A 21,004-nucleotide genomic window follows, 5' to 3' on the forward strand; every position below is an offset into this window, starting at 1 on the left:
TCCTCCTAATCGATAACTAGTCTGCATAATATATCATGTTAAAATATGGTCTATTATAAAAGTCTAATCTCACAACCATATATCAGTACTATGGATAATAATAAAATAATATTAACAGCTAAATTTTTTGTTGTTACTTTCTTAGGCATATTTAAGGAAAAACAACCACAATTATTTATAAATTCTTTGTTTATGTTAATTACTATCAGTAATATATAAAACACTTGAATTATTAAACCTATAATTAGAACAATATTTGAATATATTGTAGTTATTAATAATAATGCTAAGAATAGCTCTAAAGCAATTAATAGAGAAGTAATAACATTTAGTGATTTTTCTTTTTTAACTATTTGATAATCTTTCATAGCCATATAATAAGCAAATGGCTTTTTCACTTTAGTTCTAACACTTTTTAGAAAAATCAAACCAAGAGTAACATATGACATCTTAATCATAATTAGATAAACTGTATCCATAATTTAATCCTGCCCTAACCTTTTTTTGAGTTCTACCAGAATTTCTTGATTATTGAAGTTTTCCTCGAATTCACCAAAATGTATGATTTCTTTTAATTCCTTACCATTTTTCATATATATAATTGAAGGAATAAAACTAATGTCTAACATTTTAATAAGTTCCATATTTAGTTCAGATGAATCATGTGTGTCATTAGATAAATCTACTAAAACACATCGTCTTTCTTTATTAATAATATTTAACAACTCTATAAACAAATTAAAATCATGTATAAAGCTTTCTCTATCTGAGCATATAGCATATCCTGTATAGTCATTAATCTTCTTCCTAAATTCCGATCCACTCATAATACTTGCGGTAAAATCTTGATTTTTTTTAATTTTGATATATATGTATGCGCATGTAATAATTGCTACTATTAAAATTATTATAAAAAGGTAAGTCACCATTAAAATTCTCCTATGAATACTAATAAAATAAATTTAAAAACAATTAAACATTTTTTGTTTCATCAGTTTAGTAAATTAACATGTTTTATCAATGGATTAATATTCCTCTCATTAAAAACTATAAAATTAGGCAATCATACCAGCTACACAGCTGGTATGATTATCTTTCAATTTATTTAGCATTGGTTAGAGTCGGAACTACAACCATCTACAACCGCACATTTAAATACTTCTTTATATCCTGGAAGCCAACCAGCATGTACATATTTTCTTTTTTTCGTATAGTACGCTCCTGTTTCGTCTAATGCGAAATTTTCTTTCCCCCAAGAGCAATCTCCTTTAATTACACTTTCACTTTTACCACAATTCACCATTGAAGGTTTTACAAATGTTTTCATTTAACTTATCTCCTTTAACTTTATAAGTATAATAATCCTAAATAATTACATATTATTTCTTAGCATTGGTTAGAGTCAGAACTACAGCCATCTACAACTGCACATTTAAATACTTCTTTATATCCTGGAAGCCAACCAGCATGTACATATTTTCTTTTTTTCGTATAGTACGCTCCTGTTTCATCTAATGCGAAATTTTCTTTCCCCCAAGAGCAATCTCCTTTAATTACACTTTCACTTTTACCACAATTCACCATTGAAGGTTTTACAAATGTTTTCATTTAACTTATCCCCTTTAGTTTTATGAGTATAATAACTTCAAATAATTTCTAACTATATTTCAATTACATTCTTGACATATTGTGCATTTCGAAAAATCTGTTACCAATAAATATACATATTGCGCTATTCACCTGTATATTTTTGCTTAATAAAATAATTATTTATTTATTTTTAGCATTGGTTAGAGTCAGAACTACAACCATCTACAACCGCACATTTAAATACTTCTTTATATCCTGGAAGCCAACCAGCATGTACATATTTTCTTTTTTTCGTATAGTACGCTCCTGTTTCATCTAATGCGAAATTTTCTTTCCCCCAAGAGCAATCTCCTTTAATTACACTTTCACTTTTACCACAATTCACCATTGAAGGTTTTACAAATGTTTTCATTTAAATCAATCTCCCTTATTGTTTTTTGATAAATAACGCAATAGTTTTATACTAATTTTAATTAAATATATTCATTATAAATTCACAAAAAATTAGTTAACATTAATTTCATATATAAAAATATTGCGTTATTTATTTGATATATTTTCTACTAATTATTTTGATTTAACCTTTGTTGATACTTTATAAACCATATTTCAATACAAAATAATGTCCAAAAATCTTTTCTATTTTCAAGACCATTTCTCCATTTTGCGAGTTCCTCGTGCCACTCTTCATGCGAAAGCAGGTTAAGCTTCTCTACAATCATCGGATTTTCCATTAATCTGTATATTTTATCCCAATTCTTTCGAATGCTTTTATAAGTATAATCTAAGTGAGTTGTTTTATTAATTTTATTAACAATATTTGGAGTTAAGTATTTCTCCATTGATTTTCTTAATATATATTTAGTAGTTTCAGTTGAAAATCTAAATTCACCGGGGATTTTGTAAACGAATTCGATTAATCTTCTGTCTAAAAACGGATGACTAATATCTGCACCTACTGCAGCACCTATTACCCTATCTATATATAAGTGCGCTTTAGCATTAGTAATTTGGTAATATAATTCCTTTTGGTGAAAACGTTTAATATTTCTCATTTTTTTATTCATAAACTTATAATAATTACTATCTGTATTCCCAATAAATTCTTTGGCTAAATCAGGAGATAGTACACAGTTATAAAAATTTTTAAGGGCTGATGTATTTGTAGTTATAGAATAATCAGTAATCCAAGAAAATGTTTTTTTCAGTTGTCCTTTATTAAAAAAATCTCGAGTTGTATGTAAGGAACCTTTTAATAGATGATCACCCGCGAAGCCACTCAATATGTTAACTAAGTTATTCTCAACTGATTTTTTCACAGTATTATATGTGAAATTAAAAGATATTGAATTTACATTCGGTTCAAAAGTAAAAGGGTCATCATTAGGGAATTTTTCAAACATCAATGTATTATCTAAATTTAAATATATTCCTTCATCATTATATTTGTGAGTTAATTCATTAATATATTCTCTTTCATCACAATTCTTCAATTCATCAAAAACTGCACTAACTGATGAAATATGGAGTTTTTTTTCTTCCTTCGCAATAATTTTGGAAGCTGCGTACAACGAGGTAGAATCCATCCCTCCACTCAACATTATTGCGTTTCCTTCCTCTTTATCTAGCCTATCTTTTACAGCTTGAAATAATAAATCTGAAAATTTTCTGAAATAATCTTCCTCAGTCTTATATAATATTGTTCCAGAAACTTTAGATAAATCCCAATATGTTTGCACTTTAGATACGTCCTGATTTATGTTTAAATAACATCCACTAGGGATTCTAAAAATATTATTATAGGGTGTATCTGTTGTATCAATTATTCCGTTTCTCTCATGAAATTCTTTGAAATAGTTATAATTTATATCTTTAAAATCAAAGTAACTCTTTAATAAGAAAATATCACTTGCTAAAACGTATTCATCCTTATGCTTAACCCAAAATAAAGTTTTCACCCCTATATGATCTCTTACTGCAAATGTTTTTTGCTTCGCTTGATCATACAGTACAAATGAGAATTCGCCTACCAAATCTTTTATAAATTCAATCCCTTTTTCTTTGTATAAATAACTAATGATATATTCACTTTCTACGTCTTCATCTAACGATATTGAAAGATTATATTTCCTTATAAGCTCTCTTTTGTTATGTAATACAATATCCCCAATAATTAATATGTCACCAAATTCAAATTTAGTGTTTATATTCTTATGGCTATTGGCGGCAAAAAATTCAAAATGATTTTTCATTCCATAATTTTCTTCAACTTTTATTTTAAATTCATCAAAAATAGTATTCTTTATACTTAGATTTTTAAAATCTTTTTCCTTAGAAGAAACGGATACCAAAAACCATTTCATTTTAAATCCTCCTTCTTTAATTCCCTCGAATCCAATATAATGTTATATCGACTTGTTTCTTCTTGGTCATCAAAAAAATTATCACCATTGCACTGTAACCATGCGTGAGCCTCAAAAGGAAATTTTTTAATCCCTATAACCATCTCAACTGGTATTGCGAAATTTTTTCTAATGATTTTATAGCCTAGTAAAGTTTTATGTATGCAATCGGCCTTTCTTGGATACCAAACACAAACAACATCTAATATATGGAATATTCTTTCGATTTCACTTTTAGTTTTTTCTATAGATTCCTTGTCCCATTTTATATCCCTTATATTAAGATGTTTATATGCATATCTTTTAAATGTATTATTAAATCCATTTCTTGATAATTCCATGTCGAATTTTACTAATAATACTAACAAGTATATGTATGTATTCAAATTCTTAAACTTACTTATCAATCTCAATTACCCCTGCCTTCTCTAAATTAAAAATAAAATCCATTATTTCATTCTTAATAACTTCTCTTTCGCCATCAAACTCTTGAAATATAGAGTCAATTATCTTTGTTACTTCTGATAGAAGTTCGATTTTCTTCCAAATCTCAGATCCTGTGTGATCTAATGCATAGAAATTATTTTTAATCATATTCACTAGAATAATTTCATTATTTTCTTCATATACAATTACATCTTTATTTACCGAAATATCCAATTAATCAACTCCATTTTCCTGCCATTTATATTTCACAACACAAAACATATTTTTACAAAAAATATGTTTTTTTACTTTTTCCATTAGCGACATCTTGATATTACAATACGAACCAAAATTTGTATATAAGTTCCACATAATTTCCAATATGCAATTTTACATATCTGGATAAATAAATTAAAATTCCCTTTAGAGATACATCTATCTAAAGATTCTGACAGAAGAGAATCCGAATACTCCCACTTAATTATAATTTTCAAATATAAAAATTCTTCTAATCATCTAGTACAAAATAGAAGAGTGTTCTTTGATGGAAATTTATTTAATTTTAACTGTCCCCGTTTGAAACATACGTTTCCTTCTTGTTCTTTGTTACTTCACATATCGTTTTAATGATTTCGTGCGGTACAAAAAGTGAAAAACACCCCGCTTGCGAAAAAGGTAAGGGCGGTTCTCAATTAAATTGTTGATTTGATTGTTCAATAACCACATCTACTACCACCATAGAAGTATGGTTGTACAAGACAGAAATTCATGAGTGTTCTGTCTTTTTTTATTTTATGCAAAAAAGCTTATAAACCCATTAGAAACCTTAATATTCAAAATAAAATTAATACACTCTATTTACTTATAATCACGGTTTTAGTGCGTGCATAATAAAACAAAAACCACCTAAAGGCTCCCCTTCAGGTGGTTCTCTATTTTAAGCTAACGCAGCTGCCTGTTCTTGTTGATCTACAGGAATTACAGCGTCTGTTAGTGCTTTTTCTAGTTCAGCTGTATATTTCATTTGTTCTTCTTTGCTCCAGCCTAGTTTCGCAGCCATGTAGTTGATTACTGCTTCTTTCCACTCGTATACCCAGTGGATGTTGAAGAATACAGCGCCTCTGCGGCGTACGAAGAAGTCGACTGGTTTTGCTGTCATTTCGTAATCCATTGCGTATACAAGCGGGATTAGAACGTCTAGCGGCATGTTATATTCTTTCGCTTCGTCTTTATGTTTTTTCGCTAAGTCGAATAGTACATCAACGTTAGAGCCGTAGAATTTCGCGAACTCTTCTGCTTGTACTTTCGTTAAACCAGATTTTGTACCTTCGTCTGCTTTTTTCGCAACAAATGCTGGGAATCCGTGTGAACCATCTACATGTCCACCAGAGATTGGCATATGTTTCGTTGTACTCTTCGGATATGCACTATGGCCTTCTTTTTGTAATAAGTTCGTTACGTAATCTACTACCATTTCAGCCATTTTGCGGTATCCAGTTAATTTACCACCTGCGATTGTAATTAAACCAGATTCAGAAGTCCAAATTTCATCTTTACGAGAAATTTCAGATGCACTCTTACCTTCTTCATAAATTAACGGACGAACACCAGCCCAGCTTGATTCGATGTCTTTTTCCGTAATTTTTACGCTTGGGAACATATAGTTAATCGCATTAATGATGTATGTGCGATCTTCTGTTGTCATTTGTGGTACAGCTGCGTCTTTATCATAGAACGTATCTGTTGTACCTACGTATGTTTTTCCGCCGCGAGGAATCGCGAACACCATACGTTTATCTGGTGTATCGAAGTAAATCGCTTGACCTAACGGGAAACGTTTTTGATCAATTACTAAGTGAACACCTTTTGATAACTGAAGTACTTTTCCTTTTTTCGAGTTATCTTTTTCACGAAGTGTATCTACCCAAGGACCAGCTGCGTTTACAATTTTCTTACCGTAAACTTCGTATACTTCACCGTCTAGTAAATCGATTACACGTACACCGCATACTTTTCCATCTTTATATAAGAAACTGTCTACTTTTGCGTAGTTAACAGCTTTTGCGCCGTGCTCAATTGCTTCTTTCATTACTTCAATTGTAAGACGCGCATCGTCTGTACGATATTCTACGTAGTAACCGCCGCCTTTTAATCCTTCTTTTTTTACAAGAGGCTCTTTGTTTAGCGTTTCTTCACGGTTAAACATCTTTCTGCGCTCGCTTCGTTTTACACCTGCTAAGAAGTCGTATACACGAAGACCAATTGATGTACTAAATGATCCGAACGTACCGCCTGTATGGAACGGAAGTAACATCCACTCTGGTGTTGTTACATGGGGACCGTTCTCATATACGATCGCACGCTCTTTACCCACCTCTGCTACCATTTTCACTTCAAGTTGTTTTAAATAACGTAGACCACCGTGTACAAGCTTCGTTGAACGACTTGATGTACCTGCTGCAAAGTCCTGCATTTCAAACACAATTGTTGATAACCCGCGTGTTGCTCCATCTAATGCAATACCAGAACCAGTAATACCTCCACCAATTACGATCACATCTAACTCTTGTTTATTTACTCCGTTTAATACGTCTTTACGTTGTTTACTTGAAAATTTCATGGTAATTCCTCCCTTTGATAACGAAAAAAGAGACCACAAACTCCGCTATAGATTTCGCCTCTATAGCGCGTTGTGGTCTCTCCAAATCTCCTACCGAATTATTAACTTGTCACCATTATAACACTGTTTATGATTATTTGAAAGCTTTTGTTGCTTCAATTGCCTTTTTCCATCCAGCATACAGCTCTTCGCTTGTTTCCGCTTCCATCGTTGGTTCAAAGCGTTTGTCCATATGCCACTGTGATTTAATTTCATCTTGGTTTTTCCAATATCCAACCGCAAGACCAGCTAAGTATGCTGCACCTAAAGCTGTCGTTTCGTTGATCACCGGACGCTCTACAGGAACATCTAAAATATCACTTTGGAACTTCATTAAGAAGTTATTTTTAACCGCTCCGCCATCAACGCGTAATGTTTTCAGTTCAATACCTGAATCTGCTTCCATTGCGCATAATACATCTTTCGTTTGGTAAGCTAAAGATTCTAGCGTTGCACGAATGAAATGCTCTTTCGTCGTACCGCGTGTTACACCAAACATAGCGCCGCGTACTTCACTATCCCAGTAAGGTGTTCCTAGTCCAACGAATGCTGGTACAACGTATACACCGTCAGTTGATTCAACGCGAGAAGCATATACTTCACTCTCACTTGCATCTTTAAACATGCGCATTCCGTCACGTAACCACTGAATTGCAGAACCTGCTACGAAAATACTTCCTTCTAATGCGTAGTTTACTTTACCATCTATTCCCCATGCAATTGTTGTTAATAGACCATGCTCAGAAGCTACTGCCTTTTCACCTGTGTTCATTAACATGAAGCAACCAGTTCCGTAAGTGTTCTTCGCCATACCTTCACCGAAACAAGCTTGTCCAAATAATGCTGCTTGTTGGTCACCAGCTACACCTGCAATCGGTACATTTTGACCGAAGAAGTGGTAATCAATTGTTTCTCCATATATTTCAGATGATGGACGTACTTCTGGAAGCATACTCTTTGGTACTGTTAACATGTCTAGAAGCTCATCATCCCACTGTAAGTCGTGAATGTTAAACATTAACGTACGTGATGCGTTTGAGTAATCTGTTACGTGTGCTTTACCACCAGATAGTTTCCATACAAGCCATGAATCAATTGTTCCGAATAATAGATCGCCGTTTTCTGCTTTCTCTCTTGCACCTTCAACGTTATCTAAAATCCACTTTACTTTCGTTCCAGAGAAGTATGCATCAATTAAAAGACCTGTTTTTTCGCGAACCATTTCGCTATAACCTTTTTCTTTTAACTCATCACAAATTTCAGCTGTTTGGCGAGATTGCCATACGATTGCGTTGTAAATTGGTTTACTAGTTGTTTTATCCCATACAACCGTTGTTTCACGTTGGTTCGTAATACCGATACCAGCGATTTGTTCTGGTTTTACATCTGCTTCGCTTAAGCAAGTTGCGATAACTGCTAAAATAGATCCCCAAATTTCTTGTGCATTATGCTCTACCCAGCCCGGCTTTGGAAAATGTTGTGTAAACTCTTTTTGAGCTGAATGAACAATTTCACCTTTTTTATTGAATAAAATTGCACGTGAGCTTGTTGTTCCTTGGTCTAATGAAAGAATATATTTTTTCATATCGGTTTCCCCCTTATGCTACTTTTCTACTATTTGTATTGCTTCCGCTTTTTTTACTTGTCATATAAGAGATTGCTAGTACAATCACAGTTGCGATAATCACATAAATAAGTGCTGAATTTTGTTTTCCTTCAAATACAACTTGATGGAATAAACCTGCAAGTGATCCACCTAAAATTGGACCTACTACTGGAATCCATGCATACTTCCAGTTTGAACCGCCTTTTCCTGCAATCGGGAGGAAGAAGTGTGCGATACGCGGACCTAAATCACGTGCTGGGTTAATTGCGTATCCTGTTGTCCCACCTAATGATAAACCAATACTTACAATTAAGAAACCTACGATAAATGGATTTAATCCATCTGCAAATTTATTTGCACCAATTGCTAATATACCAAATACTAAAACGAATGTTCCAATCATTTCACTTAAAAGGTTTGCAAATGTGTTCGGAATTGCTGGACCTGTTGCAAATACACCTAACTTTGTTCCTGGATCTTCTGTTTCTTTCCAGTGTGGTAAGTAATGTAAATATACGATAACTGCCCCGATAATTGCCCCAATCATTTGTGCTACGATATAACCTGGTACGTCACTCCATGGGAACGCTCCCTTAAATGCTAGTCCTATCGTTAAAGCTGGATTCAAATGTGCCCCACTAATTGATCCAACCGCATACGCTGCAACCGCTACTGCTAAGCCCCAGCCCATTGTAATAACAATCCAACCTGAATCTTTCGCAAACGATTTCTTTAAACTTACACCAGCACAAACGCCGCCACCAAGTACGATTAACAACGCAGTCCCTATTAACTCTCCTAAAAATGCTGACATAGTATCCCTCCACAATCAATTTAAACGCTTTCAAATGTGATAGAGGTAAAATGAATGGCCATTCGTTTTTGTCAAAAGAAAAAGACCCACAGCTTGCACGCTTCTATATAAATTTATATAGAAACAATGAAATGTGGATCTCTACTTTTCTCCGTCACGTTTATTAACTTGTCTATAATGTTAACCGCAAATGAAAGCGGTGTCAACGAAAAAATTCACATTTTCGTCACTTTTTTTGGTAATGTTTCCATAGTTCACGTTTTGATGTCGTAATTGCTGTCGCACCAGCATTTAATGCTCTTTCCACATCTTCTACAGTACGAATAAAACCACCTGCTAAAATCGGTACACCAGTACGCTCTTTCACTTCAGCGATAACATCCGTTAATGCTCCAGGAAGTACCTCAATATAATCCGGTTTCGTCTTATCTAAAAGATTGCAGCTCTTCTCCATCGCACTCGAATCGATTAAAAAGATGCGTTGTATTGCCACAACACCTTTTTGCTTCGCCTTCATAATAACGCTCGCCTTTGTTGAAAGTAACCCGTACGGTCTAAACTCCTGACATAAATATTCCGTCGCATGCCCATCACTCTGCAAACCATGAATTAAATCCACATGTAAAAACACCTTTTTACAATATTGCTTCGCAAGTGATATAACACTCTTCAATTGGCCGACATGAATATCTAAAATAACGATATATTCATACGAACTATGTAATAGCTTTTCCAAATCTTTAATTTGCCTCACTGCCGGCAAAATTTTCTGTTCATGAAATTCCATTCTATACGTCCCCTTCTTTATGTCATCCTATCCTTTATAGTACACAATTTAAGTGAAAAGAACAGCTAGTGTCGGGGATTTCTTTCAAATCTTTCCTCTATTTATATATTTTCTTCAACTTATCGGAACCTATACCACCTATAATCATGAATACAAGGGACAAAAGATTCATTACATATGGCGCATCTGCTACAATTGTAATACTTGCTCCTGCAAACTTATTTAGCATCCATACAACGATTTTGATAAGAAACAAAAATACTCCAAGCGTGAATAGACTATCGAAAAACACCTTCCATTTTGGATATGCTAATTGTTTACTATCTTCAATTACTTTTTGCGTCAACTCTTCGTCACTCCTTAACAATTCATCAATCGTAATACTGAATAAATCACTTAAATGAATAATAATTTCAATGCTCGGATAGTTCTTTCCCGTCTCCCATTTCGAAACCGACTGCCTACTTACATGAATTTTTTCAGCCAAATCATTTTGCGACCAATTTCTTTTTTCTCTTTCTTCTTTTAAACGCTCACTAAAAATCATACTGTGTTTATCACCTCTCTATGCCCATTATGTTCAAATAAATGATGAAGAGTAAAGCTAGTTATCGTTGCATTTCCTGCGCAACTTATGCGTTACAGCTTATAATGGCGCTATTTTATATGTATCTTCCCTATACTATGCTCCAATAATAATTTCCCGAACAATAATACAAGGGACGGATACTAATAAAGTGAAACTTTAATCAGCCCTCACTAATCGGGCTTTTACGGACAGCCCGCGCCCCACCTAACTTCTTTGATTCCGCTGAATTTTGAGGTGGGTCTTACTGCCCGGCAAATAGCGGGATAAAGACTAGATTAGGCATAAAAAATACGCCATCCCTTCTTATCAGTCTCCAGAAAGAATAACGTAAATTTTCATTTTACTCATCATTTTTCGGACTATATGAAAATCCCGGATATTTCACAACAGGCGATTTCTCTTTACGCAGAGAATCCATTACTTGCGGCCCAACATGTATATTACTCTCCACTATTTCTTTAGGAGTCAGTGCCATCCATTGATTTAACGATACATCTTCAAAACGATTGCTTCTGAACATCTCTAAAAACCATAATGTTTCGTCACCTGTATTTTGGATATAATGCCCCGTCGCAAATGGTACATATCCGACATCACCAGCTCTATAATCAAATGTTCGAGCTGTACCATTTCCAAGAAACACAGTCATTCTCGCTTCCCCGGTAAGATAATATTGCCACTCATCATTATTCGGGTGCCAATGAAGCTCTCTCATTCCACCAGGCTCCACTTCAACGAGCGCTGCTGCGATTGTTTTTGAAATAGGAAAATTCGTAGAGTCGACAATTCGAACGCTCCCACCAGGAGTCTTAATCGGTTTTTGTTTTAAAAGTTCGTACTTGAACGTTAAAGGAACTTCTCCTTTCGGCGACTGAACTTCCTGACTCTCAAGCGAACCTGGTACCTCTCCCTGATAAATATACACTTGCTCTGAAGGAATGGAATGAAAAGCACTTTCCGGCACTCCGAAGTTAGCCGATAGCACTTCTTTCGGCGTATGTGCAAACCAATCAGAAATAGCTAAAGTAGATAAATCTGAAAAATGCCCATCATCGAAAACGAGTAGAAATTCACAATGTTCCAATCCTTGAATGGAATGTGGAATACCAGGTGGAAAATACCAAAGATCACCTGGTCCAACATCAGCAATAAAATTCCGCCCATTTTGATCAACAGCCGTTATGCGTGCCCGTCCTAAAAGCATATACGCCCATTCTGCTTCTTTATGCCAATGTAGTTCTCGTACTCCACCGGCCGTTAAACTCATATTTACTCCGGCAATCGTCGTCGAAACCGGTAGTTCCCGAGCAGTAATCTCCCGAGACCACCCGCCTTGTTTCAAAATCATAGAAGTGTCCGAGAATGAAAACTTCAAGTTAGGAACTAACCCTGCATCCGTTATAGGCGGAACAAGCATATTCGGATTTTGAATATCCCGCATAACATTACGAGGTCCAGAATCAATCGCACCTGCTCCGTCGCTGCGGATTGGTTGTGGCACATTCCTTCCTGCTTCATTAACAGTACGTTTCTTCATGATTACACTCCTTTTTCATCCGGTTATGAAGTAAAAATCCTCCACCATAGTGTATGAATTGGGCTTTAGATGGTTACAGTTACTATGTAGTTACATTATCTTCCTATCATTATCGTTTTGTTCATTTCTCGACTTATACTAGTATGGACAGCGTCTGGAAAGATAATGAAGAAATTAAATTAAAACTAATAAAAAACCCTGTAAAATTTATTACAGAGTTTTTCACCAATTATTTATTGTTTTACATATCGAATACGAACATTATCGTCCATTTGATAAATTTGTAATGTGTTTCCATAACTAATTCCTAACTCTTCACTTGCACCAACTGCACTTACAAATACCCCTTTAAATACTTTATTTTTAGTTGGTTTTACTACCAATACTCTTCGCTGCCTCTTCAAACAGTTTCGAACCTTCTTGTGCCTTACTTACTGATTGATGCATTTTACTTTCGTCTTCTTGGTCCAATGCATCAAAGAGAAGTTGAAAACAATCCGCATACAGTTCCATCGATTGCTTTATCTTCGCCTGTTCTCCCTGTAACTCAGGGGGCGCTTGTAAATTCTTCAGTTTCTTCGTTGTTGCCTTTGCTCCACCTAAACTTAGTTGTACTTCACTTTTCTTTTGTTTGTATGATTTTACATCTGAATCTGCTATTCCTTCAATTAATTTCATTGTATCTTCAATTTGAGTAGCACTGTTTATGATATCTGCCTTATACCTTTCAACATCAGAACCAGTTACCTTACCAGTTGAAGAATTAGAAGAGGAACTTTGTTGACTACTTGATGAACTACTGTTTGTACCTTCACCTTTCGCTACAGATAAGCTATCTTCTTTCTTGCTATCAGTTGACTTACTCTCTTTTTCAGAAGCCTTATTTTCTTTCTCTACCTGTTGTGTTTCTTCTTTCTTTGGTTCATTAGCTTTCTTACCATCCGTTTCAATTGTAATACAACCGCTCAATAACATAACTGGTAATGCTAAACTTACTAATTTCTTTGCCTTCATGATTACTACTACCCCTTTAGTTGTAAAATTTAATGTGAAAAAGTTAATATACTTAATTAATAAATTTCCCCCGAGTAATTTATTAGAATCTACTACCCATAGATTTCCTGTATATTCATAATCTTTCCATATATAACATTTTACAAAGAATTACATATTTGGTCAAAAGGATTTATGTAGTCCTTAAAAGAAAATTTTAATCACAAAGAAAAGAAGCTAACAATAAATTGTTAACTTCTCAGCTTAAGGAAAAATAGTATCTTTCCTTATCTTCTAATATCTAGGTTGTGATTGAATATTTGTAAGATGAACATCATACATATCAATGATTTCAAGAAATCTATCAGCTTCACGAAAAACATGGTCTGCTAATAATGGATGAATAATGCTCTTTATTTTACATTGCTCAATTAAATCACGTGCTGTTTTCTTAAAATCCCGAAGAGATGCAACTGACACGCGATTTTGATCTAAAAATTGATCTAAAAGAGGAGCTGTTTGGGATTGTGGTTTCATAGATTCTAAGTCAATTGCTTGATACATCAATTCATCAAAATCATTGCTAAAATTTCGTGCTGTATCTACAAGCTTTCTTTCCGACGGATCAAGAAGATGGCCAATAAATTTAGCATGGTCTGCCATAATCCTTAAAAAGAAAACATTTTCTTTAATAATAGCATCAGGAAGGGCATCTAATTTACCTTCATTTAATTGTATTAAACGTTTTCTAAAATAATCAGCTTCCCTACTTGTATGGTCAACTAAAAGTGGAAAGTTATTTTGTCCTGGCAATTTACATGTGAGAATTAATCCTAAAATTTTTCGTTTAAATCCCCAAATATTAGTTGCGGCTTGTTGTACTTCTGCATTAAATCTTTTTATTTGCTCAGGATCTGTTTCATTTGTATAGGAATGCGCTATTTGTTCAATATGTTCAAACAACCGATAAAATTGATTCGCCTCTTCAATTAATTGAGTATCCTCACATCTAAATCCCAATCGAAGAAAAAAAGAATGCTCCTTCATGATTCTAGACCAAAAACGAATTTCATTTAATGAACGCTCAACAAACATTACAGACGTAACGCCTGTATCAGGATGTAATGAAGTTTCATCCCTATGCATTGTTAATCCCCCCAGTAAAATCCCCGCTAGTTCCATTCTTATGAGTAAAAATATATATAAATACCATCAATAAAATTTTATGATGACTCTCTTATACATGTAAAATTAAACTAATATACCCTTAGCTTGATGAACATATACTGCTCCCCCAGAAGAAAAAAAGCTACCACCTAGATGTAAAATCCTACTAGGTGGTAGCCTTTCAAAATTTTTATTAAAGCAATACCGAATCTTTATCACTATCCTGATTACGTTTCTCGCGCTCTTCTTCTAAGCGCTTCATATATACTTCGCCTTCTTTTTCGATAAACTCATTATCCATATCTTGCTCTTTTTTCGAAGTATATAAAACCATGTAGCCACTTAGTACAATCCCAACAATTACAAGATACACCCACCATGGTAAAGTTTCCAAATCACTTCATTCCTTTCCTTAGACAAGCCTTATTAGTTTCACTTTATGAGGAAAGAATTGGATTTATGCTTAAAATTTTTATTGTGGATGCTTCGCGAAAAATGCTTGTACATATTCCATAAACTCAATTGGTTCCTGACGAAACGGTGCGTGGTATCCTTTTTCAATAATATGAAACGTACTATTCGCAAATAGCTCATGATACAGTTCACCATTTTTCCAAGAAACACTTTTATCATGTCGTCCCCATAAAATTAAAGTCGGTACCTTAATTTTATCAGCTTCCATCGCAATGCGGCGCTCTCTCATTTTCGTAAGCTGATCATAATGCTCTTTATCATCACGACTATTTTTCACTTCATTTTTATTATACTTCGTAATCTCAGTTACAGTTTGTAAGTCCGTCGATAGCCGTGGTACTTCATAACTTTCTTTTTGCTGGAAAGACTCTATCCCTGTAGCATCTGCCAAGATGAGATGCGTCACTGCGTCCGGATATAAATACGCTAAATTGAGGGACATCTCTCCGCCCATTGAATGGCCGAGCACCGCAAACTGATCGTATCCGAGCTTTTTCATTAACTTATAATATAAATTCACTTGCGCAGGAAACGAATACTGAAAATCAACTGGCTTAGAAGAACGCCCAAACCCTAAAATATCAACCGCAATAATCGTATGGTCTCGCGCTAGTTCCGGATAAATATCACTAAATCCATCTGAAGAACCACCAAACCCGTGCAACATAAGTAAAGGGGGTTTTCCCTCACCAATTTGCTTAAAATAAATCGTCTGCCCATCAATTTGCGCCATACTTTCTTTCGTATTCAGCTTCATCATAACAGTATCTTTCACTTCTCCAACCTTCGCAATCGGCTTATCAACGAAGTTACAAACAATTAACAAAACGAGTACAATACCGCTAATCATATAAAACTTAAACCGTTTCAAAGTTCCCGTCTCCTTTCTCTTGTTGCTATTTAAAGTTTTTACATTTTTTGGTTATTTTATGTTCTCTTTTTCATTGTAACTAATACAGTTACAATTAAACTAAAAAAATATAACTCATTTCTGTCACTAATGGTTATTTTGTAACTATTATAGTTACATATTTAAAGTAAGTCAATTCTTTTATAGTAAAAAAACAAAGGGACCTCATTATAAGATCCCTTCACTTTATTATTTAATTTAAAAATGATCAGCGTGTGAGTCTTGTTTGCTAATACCGCCGTCTCCTTTATTGAAGTTGGCTGGCGCTCCTCCGTCACCAATATTAACGTAGTCTGGTCTTGCTGGTGCTGGAACATCACCATGCTCCGCTTGTTGTACAAAAGAACTATTTAAACCGACAGATACAATACCAACTAACACTATACCAGTTACAGCCATACCAATTTTTTTAAACATTATTTTAATGCTCCTCTCTCTATCTTCTTCTCTTTTGCCTGTAATGCTTTGTAAAAATAATCACTTGCTTTCATGTAATTAGCATCCTCACGAAACTTTATTGCAAGTTTTTCCACATATTCCTGAGTGTAACTATATAAAGATTCTTTATCAAAATAAGTAATTCCTTTAAGGATAATTTGTTCTAATTCTTTAATAGGAACATTACCATTTACTGCTTTTAAAATACTAAAATGATGTATATACTCTTCATTTTCTAACTCCATACAAATATTTAATCCTCTATCAATTAATTCTTCAGCAATGTTTGTTTCTCCCAGTTTAAAATGTTCCCTAGCTTGTAGGAAAATCGCTTTGAAATGTGCTGGGAATTTCTCTGTTACTTCTGAAAGATGTCGAATAGCTAGTGCAGAAAGGTTTTGACTTGCGTATAGCCATCCTAAATTATGACGTACCCTTAAAAGCAATATAGCGTTATCCTGTTTTTGTAGAATATCTATCGCTGAATTTAAACACTCTTCTGCTTGTTCATATTGCTTTATTTGTATGGCAGTTAGTCCTAAAAGATTTTGAGATAAAGCAATATTCATATCTTGTCCTGCTTGTTTTGAAAAAATTTCTTTAGCTTTATTTACATATTTTATTGTATTCATTGGTTGCCTTGTATTGTAGAAAAATGCAGAAAGACGATAACAGAATTCCCCATATTCTAATTCATCAGGAATATATTTTATTAGTGTTTTGGCCTTCTCATAACATCTACTTGCATCATTGTAATTTGATATTAGAGTTGCATGCATTGCCTTAAAAAAATAATAGTAATATGACAAACGATTTTCAGACGTTTTATAAATTTCATCAATTTTATCAAAACTATTTTTAGTAATTTGTAAACCATCCGCCAGCACTTTATATCTAAAATCTAATAAAGAGTAATATAGCCATAAATCCCCATCCTCTTTTACATTAGAAAATTCACTCTCAATATCTTCCTTCATTTCCGTGGCCTTCTCTATATTTTGCTGCAACATTACACGATACCAATCATCTAAAGAATGTTTCATTTGCTCCCTTGTTACTACATCTGCTCCCATACACTCGCATCCCCTTTTCTCCAAAATTACAAAATTAGGATTTTTATACAATTATCAAAATTGTATATTACCACTCCTTTTCTATGTATTAAAAAACAATTATCAGAAAATTTAATATTTTAATTAATTATACCAAAGTTTTCCTTTTTAATAACTTGAGAAACAATTGTCAGAAAACTTACTAGGATAAATAAAAAAGCAAGCAGTTCCAGCACTCCGCTAAAACTACTTGCTCTATTTTTACTCTTTAATAAATTCCTTCGTGCTTCTTACTGTATCAATTGGACGAACTAATTTTTCAATTTCTTCACGTTTTGGCTCTAGGAATGGAGGTAAAGATAATTTTTCGCCAAGTGTTTCGTATGGCTCATCTCCCATAAATCCTGGGCCATCTGTTGCAAATTCAAATAAAATTTGTGGTGCAACTCTTGCATATAATGATTCAAAGAAATGACGGTCTACATAACCAGATGAAGGAAGTCCAACGCTACTGATTCTCTCAATCCATTCTTCTAATACAGCGCGATCTTCTACGCGGAATGCAGCATGGTGAACCGTACCAAAACCTTGTCGTGCTTCTGGAAGAACCGTATTATGTTCTACAATGACAGAAGCACCGTTTCCACCTTCGTTCACTTCAAATAAATAGAATTCTCCTTCTTGCGCAACCTCTTTAAATAATAAAACTTTTTCTAACACTTCTTTGAAGAAACTAAAGTTTGCAATACGGATGAATACAGGGCCTAAACCAGTAATTGCGTATTCTAATGGAACTGGTCCGTTTTGCCATGGTGTACCTGATTCTATACCGTTATCAAGTTCATCTGAGATTAATTGATAGTGTTGATCATCAAAGTCAACGAAAGAAAGAGTTTTCTTACCAAATTGCTCTTTAATTCCTGTATGTTCTACTTCAAGACGGTCAAAGCGTTTCACCCAATACTCTAATGCTGCATCAGTAGGAACACGGAATGAAGTTTTTGAAATTTCATTTGTACCGTGTACTCCTTTCGGAACACCTGGGAAGTCAAAGAATGTCATATCTGTTCCTGCACTACCTTTATCATCTGCAAAGAATAAATGATATGTTTGAATGTCATCTTGGTTTACTGTTTTTTTAACTAAACGCATTCCTAAAACGTGAGTGAAAAACTCATAGTTTTTTTCTGCACTACTTGTAATCGCTGTAACGTGGTGAATTCCTTTTAATTGGTTCATTTTATATTCCTCCAATGGGTTTCATTTATATGTTAAAGTTGTATATTTTCTTCTATTACTTCTCTTCAATCGGTGCTAAATTCGCTTCAATCTCTGCACGCTGATCTTCTAAGAACGGTGGTAAATCAAGTTTTTCTCCTAAATGTTCCAGATCTCCATCAACTGTAAATCCTGGGCCATCTGTTGCAATTTCAAATAGGATTCCGTTTGATTCGCGGAAATATAAGCTTTTAAAATAGAAACGGTCGATGATTCCTGAAGAATGGAAGCCTCTTTGTTTCACCTGTTCTTCCCAATAAGCAAGCTCTGCATCGTTTTTCACGCGAATTGCTAAATGATGAATGCTGCCTCGGCCCGGCTTTTCAGTAGGACCATCTAAATATTTCACAACGATTTCTCCAAAAACCTCTCCTTTAATGGACTGGAAAATTGCTTCTTGATCATTTCGGCTAACCTCTGTATAACCGAACATCTCTGTAAGTGTACTCGCCATTTTATCAAGTCTACGCACTGTCAGTTCTACAGAACCCATTCCTTGAATTTGATGCTTTGCAGGAACTTCTGATTTCTCCCAAGTTTCCCAGTGCTCCACTTTTTCCCCGTTTGAAACGAGTAGTACTAAGCGAAGACCTTCAGCATCCTCAAATTGTAAAGCAGGACGATTTGCATATGTTGTTATTGCACTATGTTTCACATCAAATTTCTCAAATCGTTCTTTCCAGTAATGTAAGCTTTCCTCTGAAGGAACGAGTAATCCAATTCGAGTAATCGCATTCGTACCGCGATATGTTCTTCCTACTAATGGAATTTCAAAAAATGATAATTCTGTACCTGGACTTCCTGTTTTATCTCCATAAAATAAGTGGTACATTGACGGATCATCTTGGTTTACTGTCATTTTCACACGACGTAAGCCAAGCACGTTTTTATAAAATTGATTATTTTCATTTGCATTTTTCGTAACCATTGAAATGTGATGATGCCCTTTAATTTCATACATTGGTTATTCCTCCGTTTCGTTTTACTAGTCAAGTGATAACTAAAAAAATAACATTTCCCACAACTAATATGGTTTTTAGCTTTTCAATTTATTCTTAATTATGTTTTTGTAAATTCATCTTAGTTTTTACTGTATAAGTTACTTTGTTTTTAATCGAAAACAACTGAGTGTATGTTTTTCATATGACTCAATCGCTTTCGTTACTATCACTTTACACCTCAAGTGATTAAAAAGCAAGAGATTTATTTCAAATTCGAGATATTTTTTGTATCATACTATTTACTTCCTATAAAAATAGCCTCACTAAGCTTTTAAAACTTAATGAGGCCACTTTATTCACACTATTAATTATGGAACGACGGTTTATAAAACGAACGATTATCAAGCGCAAAGACACGCTCTGTATATTCGCCTGGTTTTGTGCGTCCTAATGCGCGGTCCATCATGTTCATTTTTGCATCTAAGTTATCGATGTAGTGCAGAATTTCTGCTTCTTTTACTAATGGTGGTTTTGGGCTACCCCATTCTGCTTTTCCGTGGTGAGAAAGGACGATGTGTTGAAGAATTAATACTTCTTCTGCATCGATTTGCAATTCATCTGCTGCTTTACCAATTTCGTTTACCATAATAGAAATGTGGCCTAGTAAGTTTCCTTCTAACGTATACGTTGTAGAAATTGGGCCAGATAATTCAATTACTTTACCAAGGTCATGTAAAATAACACCTGCATATAGTAAGTCTTTATCTAATGATGGGTATAGATTTGAGATAGCTTTCGCTAAATCAAGCATTGATACGACGTGATAAGCTAGTCCAGATACGAACTCGTGATGGTTTTTTGTCGCTGCTGGATAGTCTAAAAATTCATTTTGATGCTTATTTAATAAATGTCTTGTTAGACGCTGAATGTTCGGGTTTCTCATTTCAAATATGTATTGCGTAATTTTCTCAACCATATCTTCTTTTTTCACTGGTGCTTTTTCTACGAAGTCTGAGATGTCTGTTACTTCATTTTCATTCGCAACACGGATTTGTTTCACACGTAATTGAATACGTCCTTTGTAGTTTAAAATATCTCCAGCTACTTTCACGATTGTTTCCGCTACATATTGTTTCTCAACTTCTGGTGATACGTCCCATAACTTCGCTTCAATATCTCCACTTGGATCTTGTAAGATTACTGTTAAAAATGGCTTTCCATTGCTTGCGATACCTTTTGTCGCTGTTTTAATTAACAAGAAAATATCGACTTGTTCACCAACTTCATACTCTGCAATTTTCTTTTTCATTCGAATTCCTCCACCAAATCAGTTACTTTTAG

Annotated in this window: 24 protein-coding genes; all 24 read right to left on the bottom strand. The window is 34.3% G+C overall.

Annotation, left to right across the window (positions count from 1 at the left end; all coding sequences use genetic code 11):
• Positions 1-53: 53 nt before the first annotated feature.
• A complete protein-coding gene (locus tag ACTFSL_RS04000) occupies positions 54-479 on the bottom strand; it encodes a MauE/DoxX family redox-associated membrane protein (RefSeq protein WP_440041204.1) in 426 nt (141 codons plus the stop codon).
• Between the two features lie 3 nt (positions 480-482).
• Entirely contained in the window at positions 483-929 is a 447-nt protein-coding gene (locus tag ACTFSL_RS04005; RefSeq protein WP_440041205.1) for a hypothetical protein, read from the bottom strand.
• Positions 930-1,105: 176 nt separating this feature from the next.
• Positions 1,106-1,327, bottom strand: coding sequence for a hypothetical protein (locus tag ACTFSL_RS04010; RefSeq protein WP_000847606.1), 222 nt, complete (start codon positions 1,325-1,327; stop codon positions 1,106-1,108).
• A gap of 59 nt (positions 1,328-1,386) precedes the next feature.
• On the bottom strand, positions 1,387-1,608 hold the full coding sequence (locus ACTFSL_RS04015) for a hypothetical protein (RefSeq protein WP_000847606.1): 222 nt from the start codon (positions 1,606-1,608) through the stop codon (positions 1,387-1,389).
• A gap of 172 nt (positions 1,609-1,780) precedes the next feature.
• Entirely contained in the window at positions 1,781-2,002 is a 222-nt protein-coding gene (locus tag ACTFSL_RS04020; RefSeq protein WP_000847606.1) for a hypothetical protein, read from the bottom strand.
• 151 nt (positions 2,003-2,153) lie between these two features.
• On the bottom strand, positions 2,154-3,953 hold the full coding sequence (locus tag ACTFSL_RS04025; RefSeq protein WP_000870873.1) for an asparagine synthase-related protein: 1,800 nt from the start codon (positions 3,951-3,953) through the stop codon (positions 2,154-2,156).
• Positions 3,950-4,399: a lasso peptide biosynthesis B2 protein gene (locus ACTFSL_RS04030; protein WP_223840594.1), complete on the bottom strand. Its 450-nt coding sequence runs from the start codon at positions 4,397-4,399 to the stop codon at positions 3,950-3,952. The genes ACTFSL_RS04025 and ACTFSL_RS04030 overlap by 4 nt, the downstream gene beginning before the upstream one ends.
• Complete coding sequence (locus ACTFSL_RS04035) at positions 4,389-4,652, bottom strand: PqqD family protein (protein WP_000355425.1); 264 nt, start codon at positions 4,650-4,652, stop codon at positions 4,389-4,391. Before ACTFSL_RS04035 ends, ACTFSL_RS04030 begins: the two co-directional genes overlap by 11 nt.
• Positions 4,653-5,355: 703 nt before the next feature.
• Positions 5,356-7,038 (bottom strand): aerobic glycerol-3-phosphate dehydrogenase, encoded by a 1,683-nt coding sequence (gene glpD / locus ACTFSL_RS04040; RefSeq protein WP_440041206.1) that lies wholly within the window; start codon positions 7,036-7,038, stop codon positions 5,356-5,358.
• 133 nt (positions 7,039-7,171) lie between these two features.
• Entirely contained in the window at positions 7,172-8,662 is a 1,491-nt protein-coding gene (gene glpK, locus ACTFSL_RS04045) for a glycerol kinase GlpK (RefSeq protein WP_000760007.1), read from the bottom strand.
• A 13-nt stretch (positions 8,663-8,675) separates the two neighbouring features.
• Positions 8,676-9,497, bottom strand: a complete 822-nt coding sequence (glpF, locus tag ACTFSL_RS04050) for a glycerol uptake facilitator protein GlpF (protein ID WP_001272200.1) — start codon at positions 9,495-9,497, stop codon at positions 8,676-8,678.
• A 226-nt stretch (positions 9,498-9,723) separates the two neighbouring features.
• Positions 9,724-10,284, bottom strand: a complete 561-nt coding sequence (gene glpP / locus ACTFSL_RS04055; RefSeq protein WP_000394285.1) for a glycerol uptake operon antiterminator GlpP — start codon at positions 10,282-10,284, stop codon at positions 9,724-9,726.
• A gap of 97 nt (positions 10,285-10,381) precedes the next feature.
• Positions 10,382-10,831, bottom strand: a complete 450-nt coding sequence (locus ACTFSL_RS04060) for a helix-turn-helix domain-containing protein (protein ID WP_088338559.1) — start codon at positions 10,829-10,831, stop codon at positions 10,382-10,384.
• A 382-nt stretch (positions 10,832-11,213) separates the two neighbouring features.
• The gene (locus ACTFSL_RS04065; RefSeq protein WP_088338560.1) at positions 11,214-12,410 is read right to left on the bottom strand and encodes an oxalate decarboxylase family bicupin; all 1,197 of its coding nucleotides are present in this window, start codon (positions 12,408-12,410) and stop codon (positions 11,214-11,216) included.
• A 233-nt stretch (positions 12,411-12,643) separates the two neighbouring features.
• Positions 12,644-12,793 (bottom strand): hypothetical protein, encoded by a 150-nt coding sequence (locus tag ACTFSL_RS04070; protein ID WP_000260576.1) that lies wholly within the window; start codon positions 12,791-12,793, stop codon positions 12,644-12,646.
• On the bottom strand, positions 12,774-13,424 hold the full coding sequence (locus ACTFSL_RS04075; protein ID WP_088338561.1) for a DUF7018 domain-containing (lipo)protein: 651 nt from the start codon (positions 13,422-13,424) through the stop codon (positions 12,774-12,776). Before ACTFSL_RS04075 ends, ACTFSL_RS04070 begins: the two co-directional genes overlap by 20 nt.
• A gap of 273 nt (positions 13,425-13,697) precedes the next feature.
• Entirely contained in the window at positions 13,698-14,549 is an 852-nt protein-coding gene (locus tag ACTFSL_RS04080; RefSeq protein ID WP_000554479.1) for a DUF2935 domain-containing protein, read from the bottom strand.
• Between the two features lie 214 nt (positions 14,550-14,763).
• Positions 14,764-14,964, bottom strand: coding sequence for a sporulation YhaL family protein (locus ACTFSL_RS04085; protein ID WP_000449223.1), 201 nt, complete (start codon positions 14,962-14,964; stop codon positions 14,764-14,766).
• Between the two features lie 78 nt (positions 14,965-15,042).
• A complete protein-coding gene (locus ACTFSL_RS04090) occupies positions 15,043-15,915 on the bottom strand; it encodes an alpha/beta fold hydrolase (protein ID WP_440041208.1) in 873 nt (290 codons plus the stop codon).
• 237 nt (positions 15,916-16,152) lie between these two features.
• Positions 16,153-16,371, bottom strand: coding sequence for a Phr family secreted Rap phosphatase inhibitor (locus ACTFSL_RS04095; protein WP_440041210.1), 219 nt, complete (start codon positions 16,369-16,371; stop codon positions 16,153-16,155).
• A complete protein-coding gene (locus ACTFSL_RS04100) occupies positions 16,371-17,465 on the bottom strand; it encodes a tetratricopeptide repeat protein (RefSeq protein ID WP_440041212.1) in 1,095 nt (364 codons plus the stop codon). Before ACTFSL_RS04100 ends, ACTFSL_RS04095 begins: the two co-directional genes overlap by 1 nt.
• 240 nt (positions 17,466-17,705) lie before the next feature.
• On the bottom strand, positions 17,706-18,683 hold the full coding sequence (locus tag ACTFSL_RS04105; protein WP_016124229.1) for a ring-cleaving dioxygenase: 978 nt from the start codon (positions 18,681-18,683) through the stop codon (positions 17,706-17,708).
• A 55-nt stretch (positions 18,684-18,738) separates the two neighbouring features.
• Positions 18,739-19,683: a ring-cleaving dioxygenase gene (locus ACTFSL_RS04110; protein ID WP_440041214.1), complete on the bottom strand. Its 945-nt coding sequence runs from the start codon at positions 19,681-19,683 to the stop codon at positions 18,739-18,741.
• Between the two features lie 344 nt (positions 19,684-20,027).
• Positions 20,028-20,972, bottom strand: a complete 945-nt coding sequence (gene yhaM / locus ACTFSL_RS04115) for a 3'-5' exoribonuclease YhaM (protein ID WP_000726638.1) — start codon at positions 20,970-20,972, stop codon at positions 20,028-20,030.
• Positions 20,973-21,004 lie beyond the last annotated feature (32 nt).

The sequence above is a fragment of the Bacillus cereus group sp. MYBK108-1 genome (assembly GCF_051917185.1).
GTDB classification, from domain to species: domain Bacteria; phylum Bacillota; class Bacilli; order Bacillales; family Bacillaceae_G; genus Bacillus_A; species Bacillus_A cereus.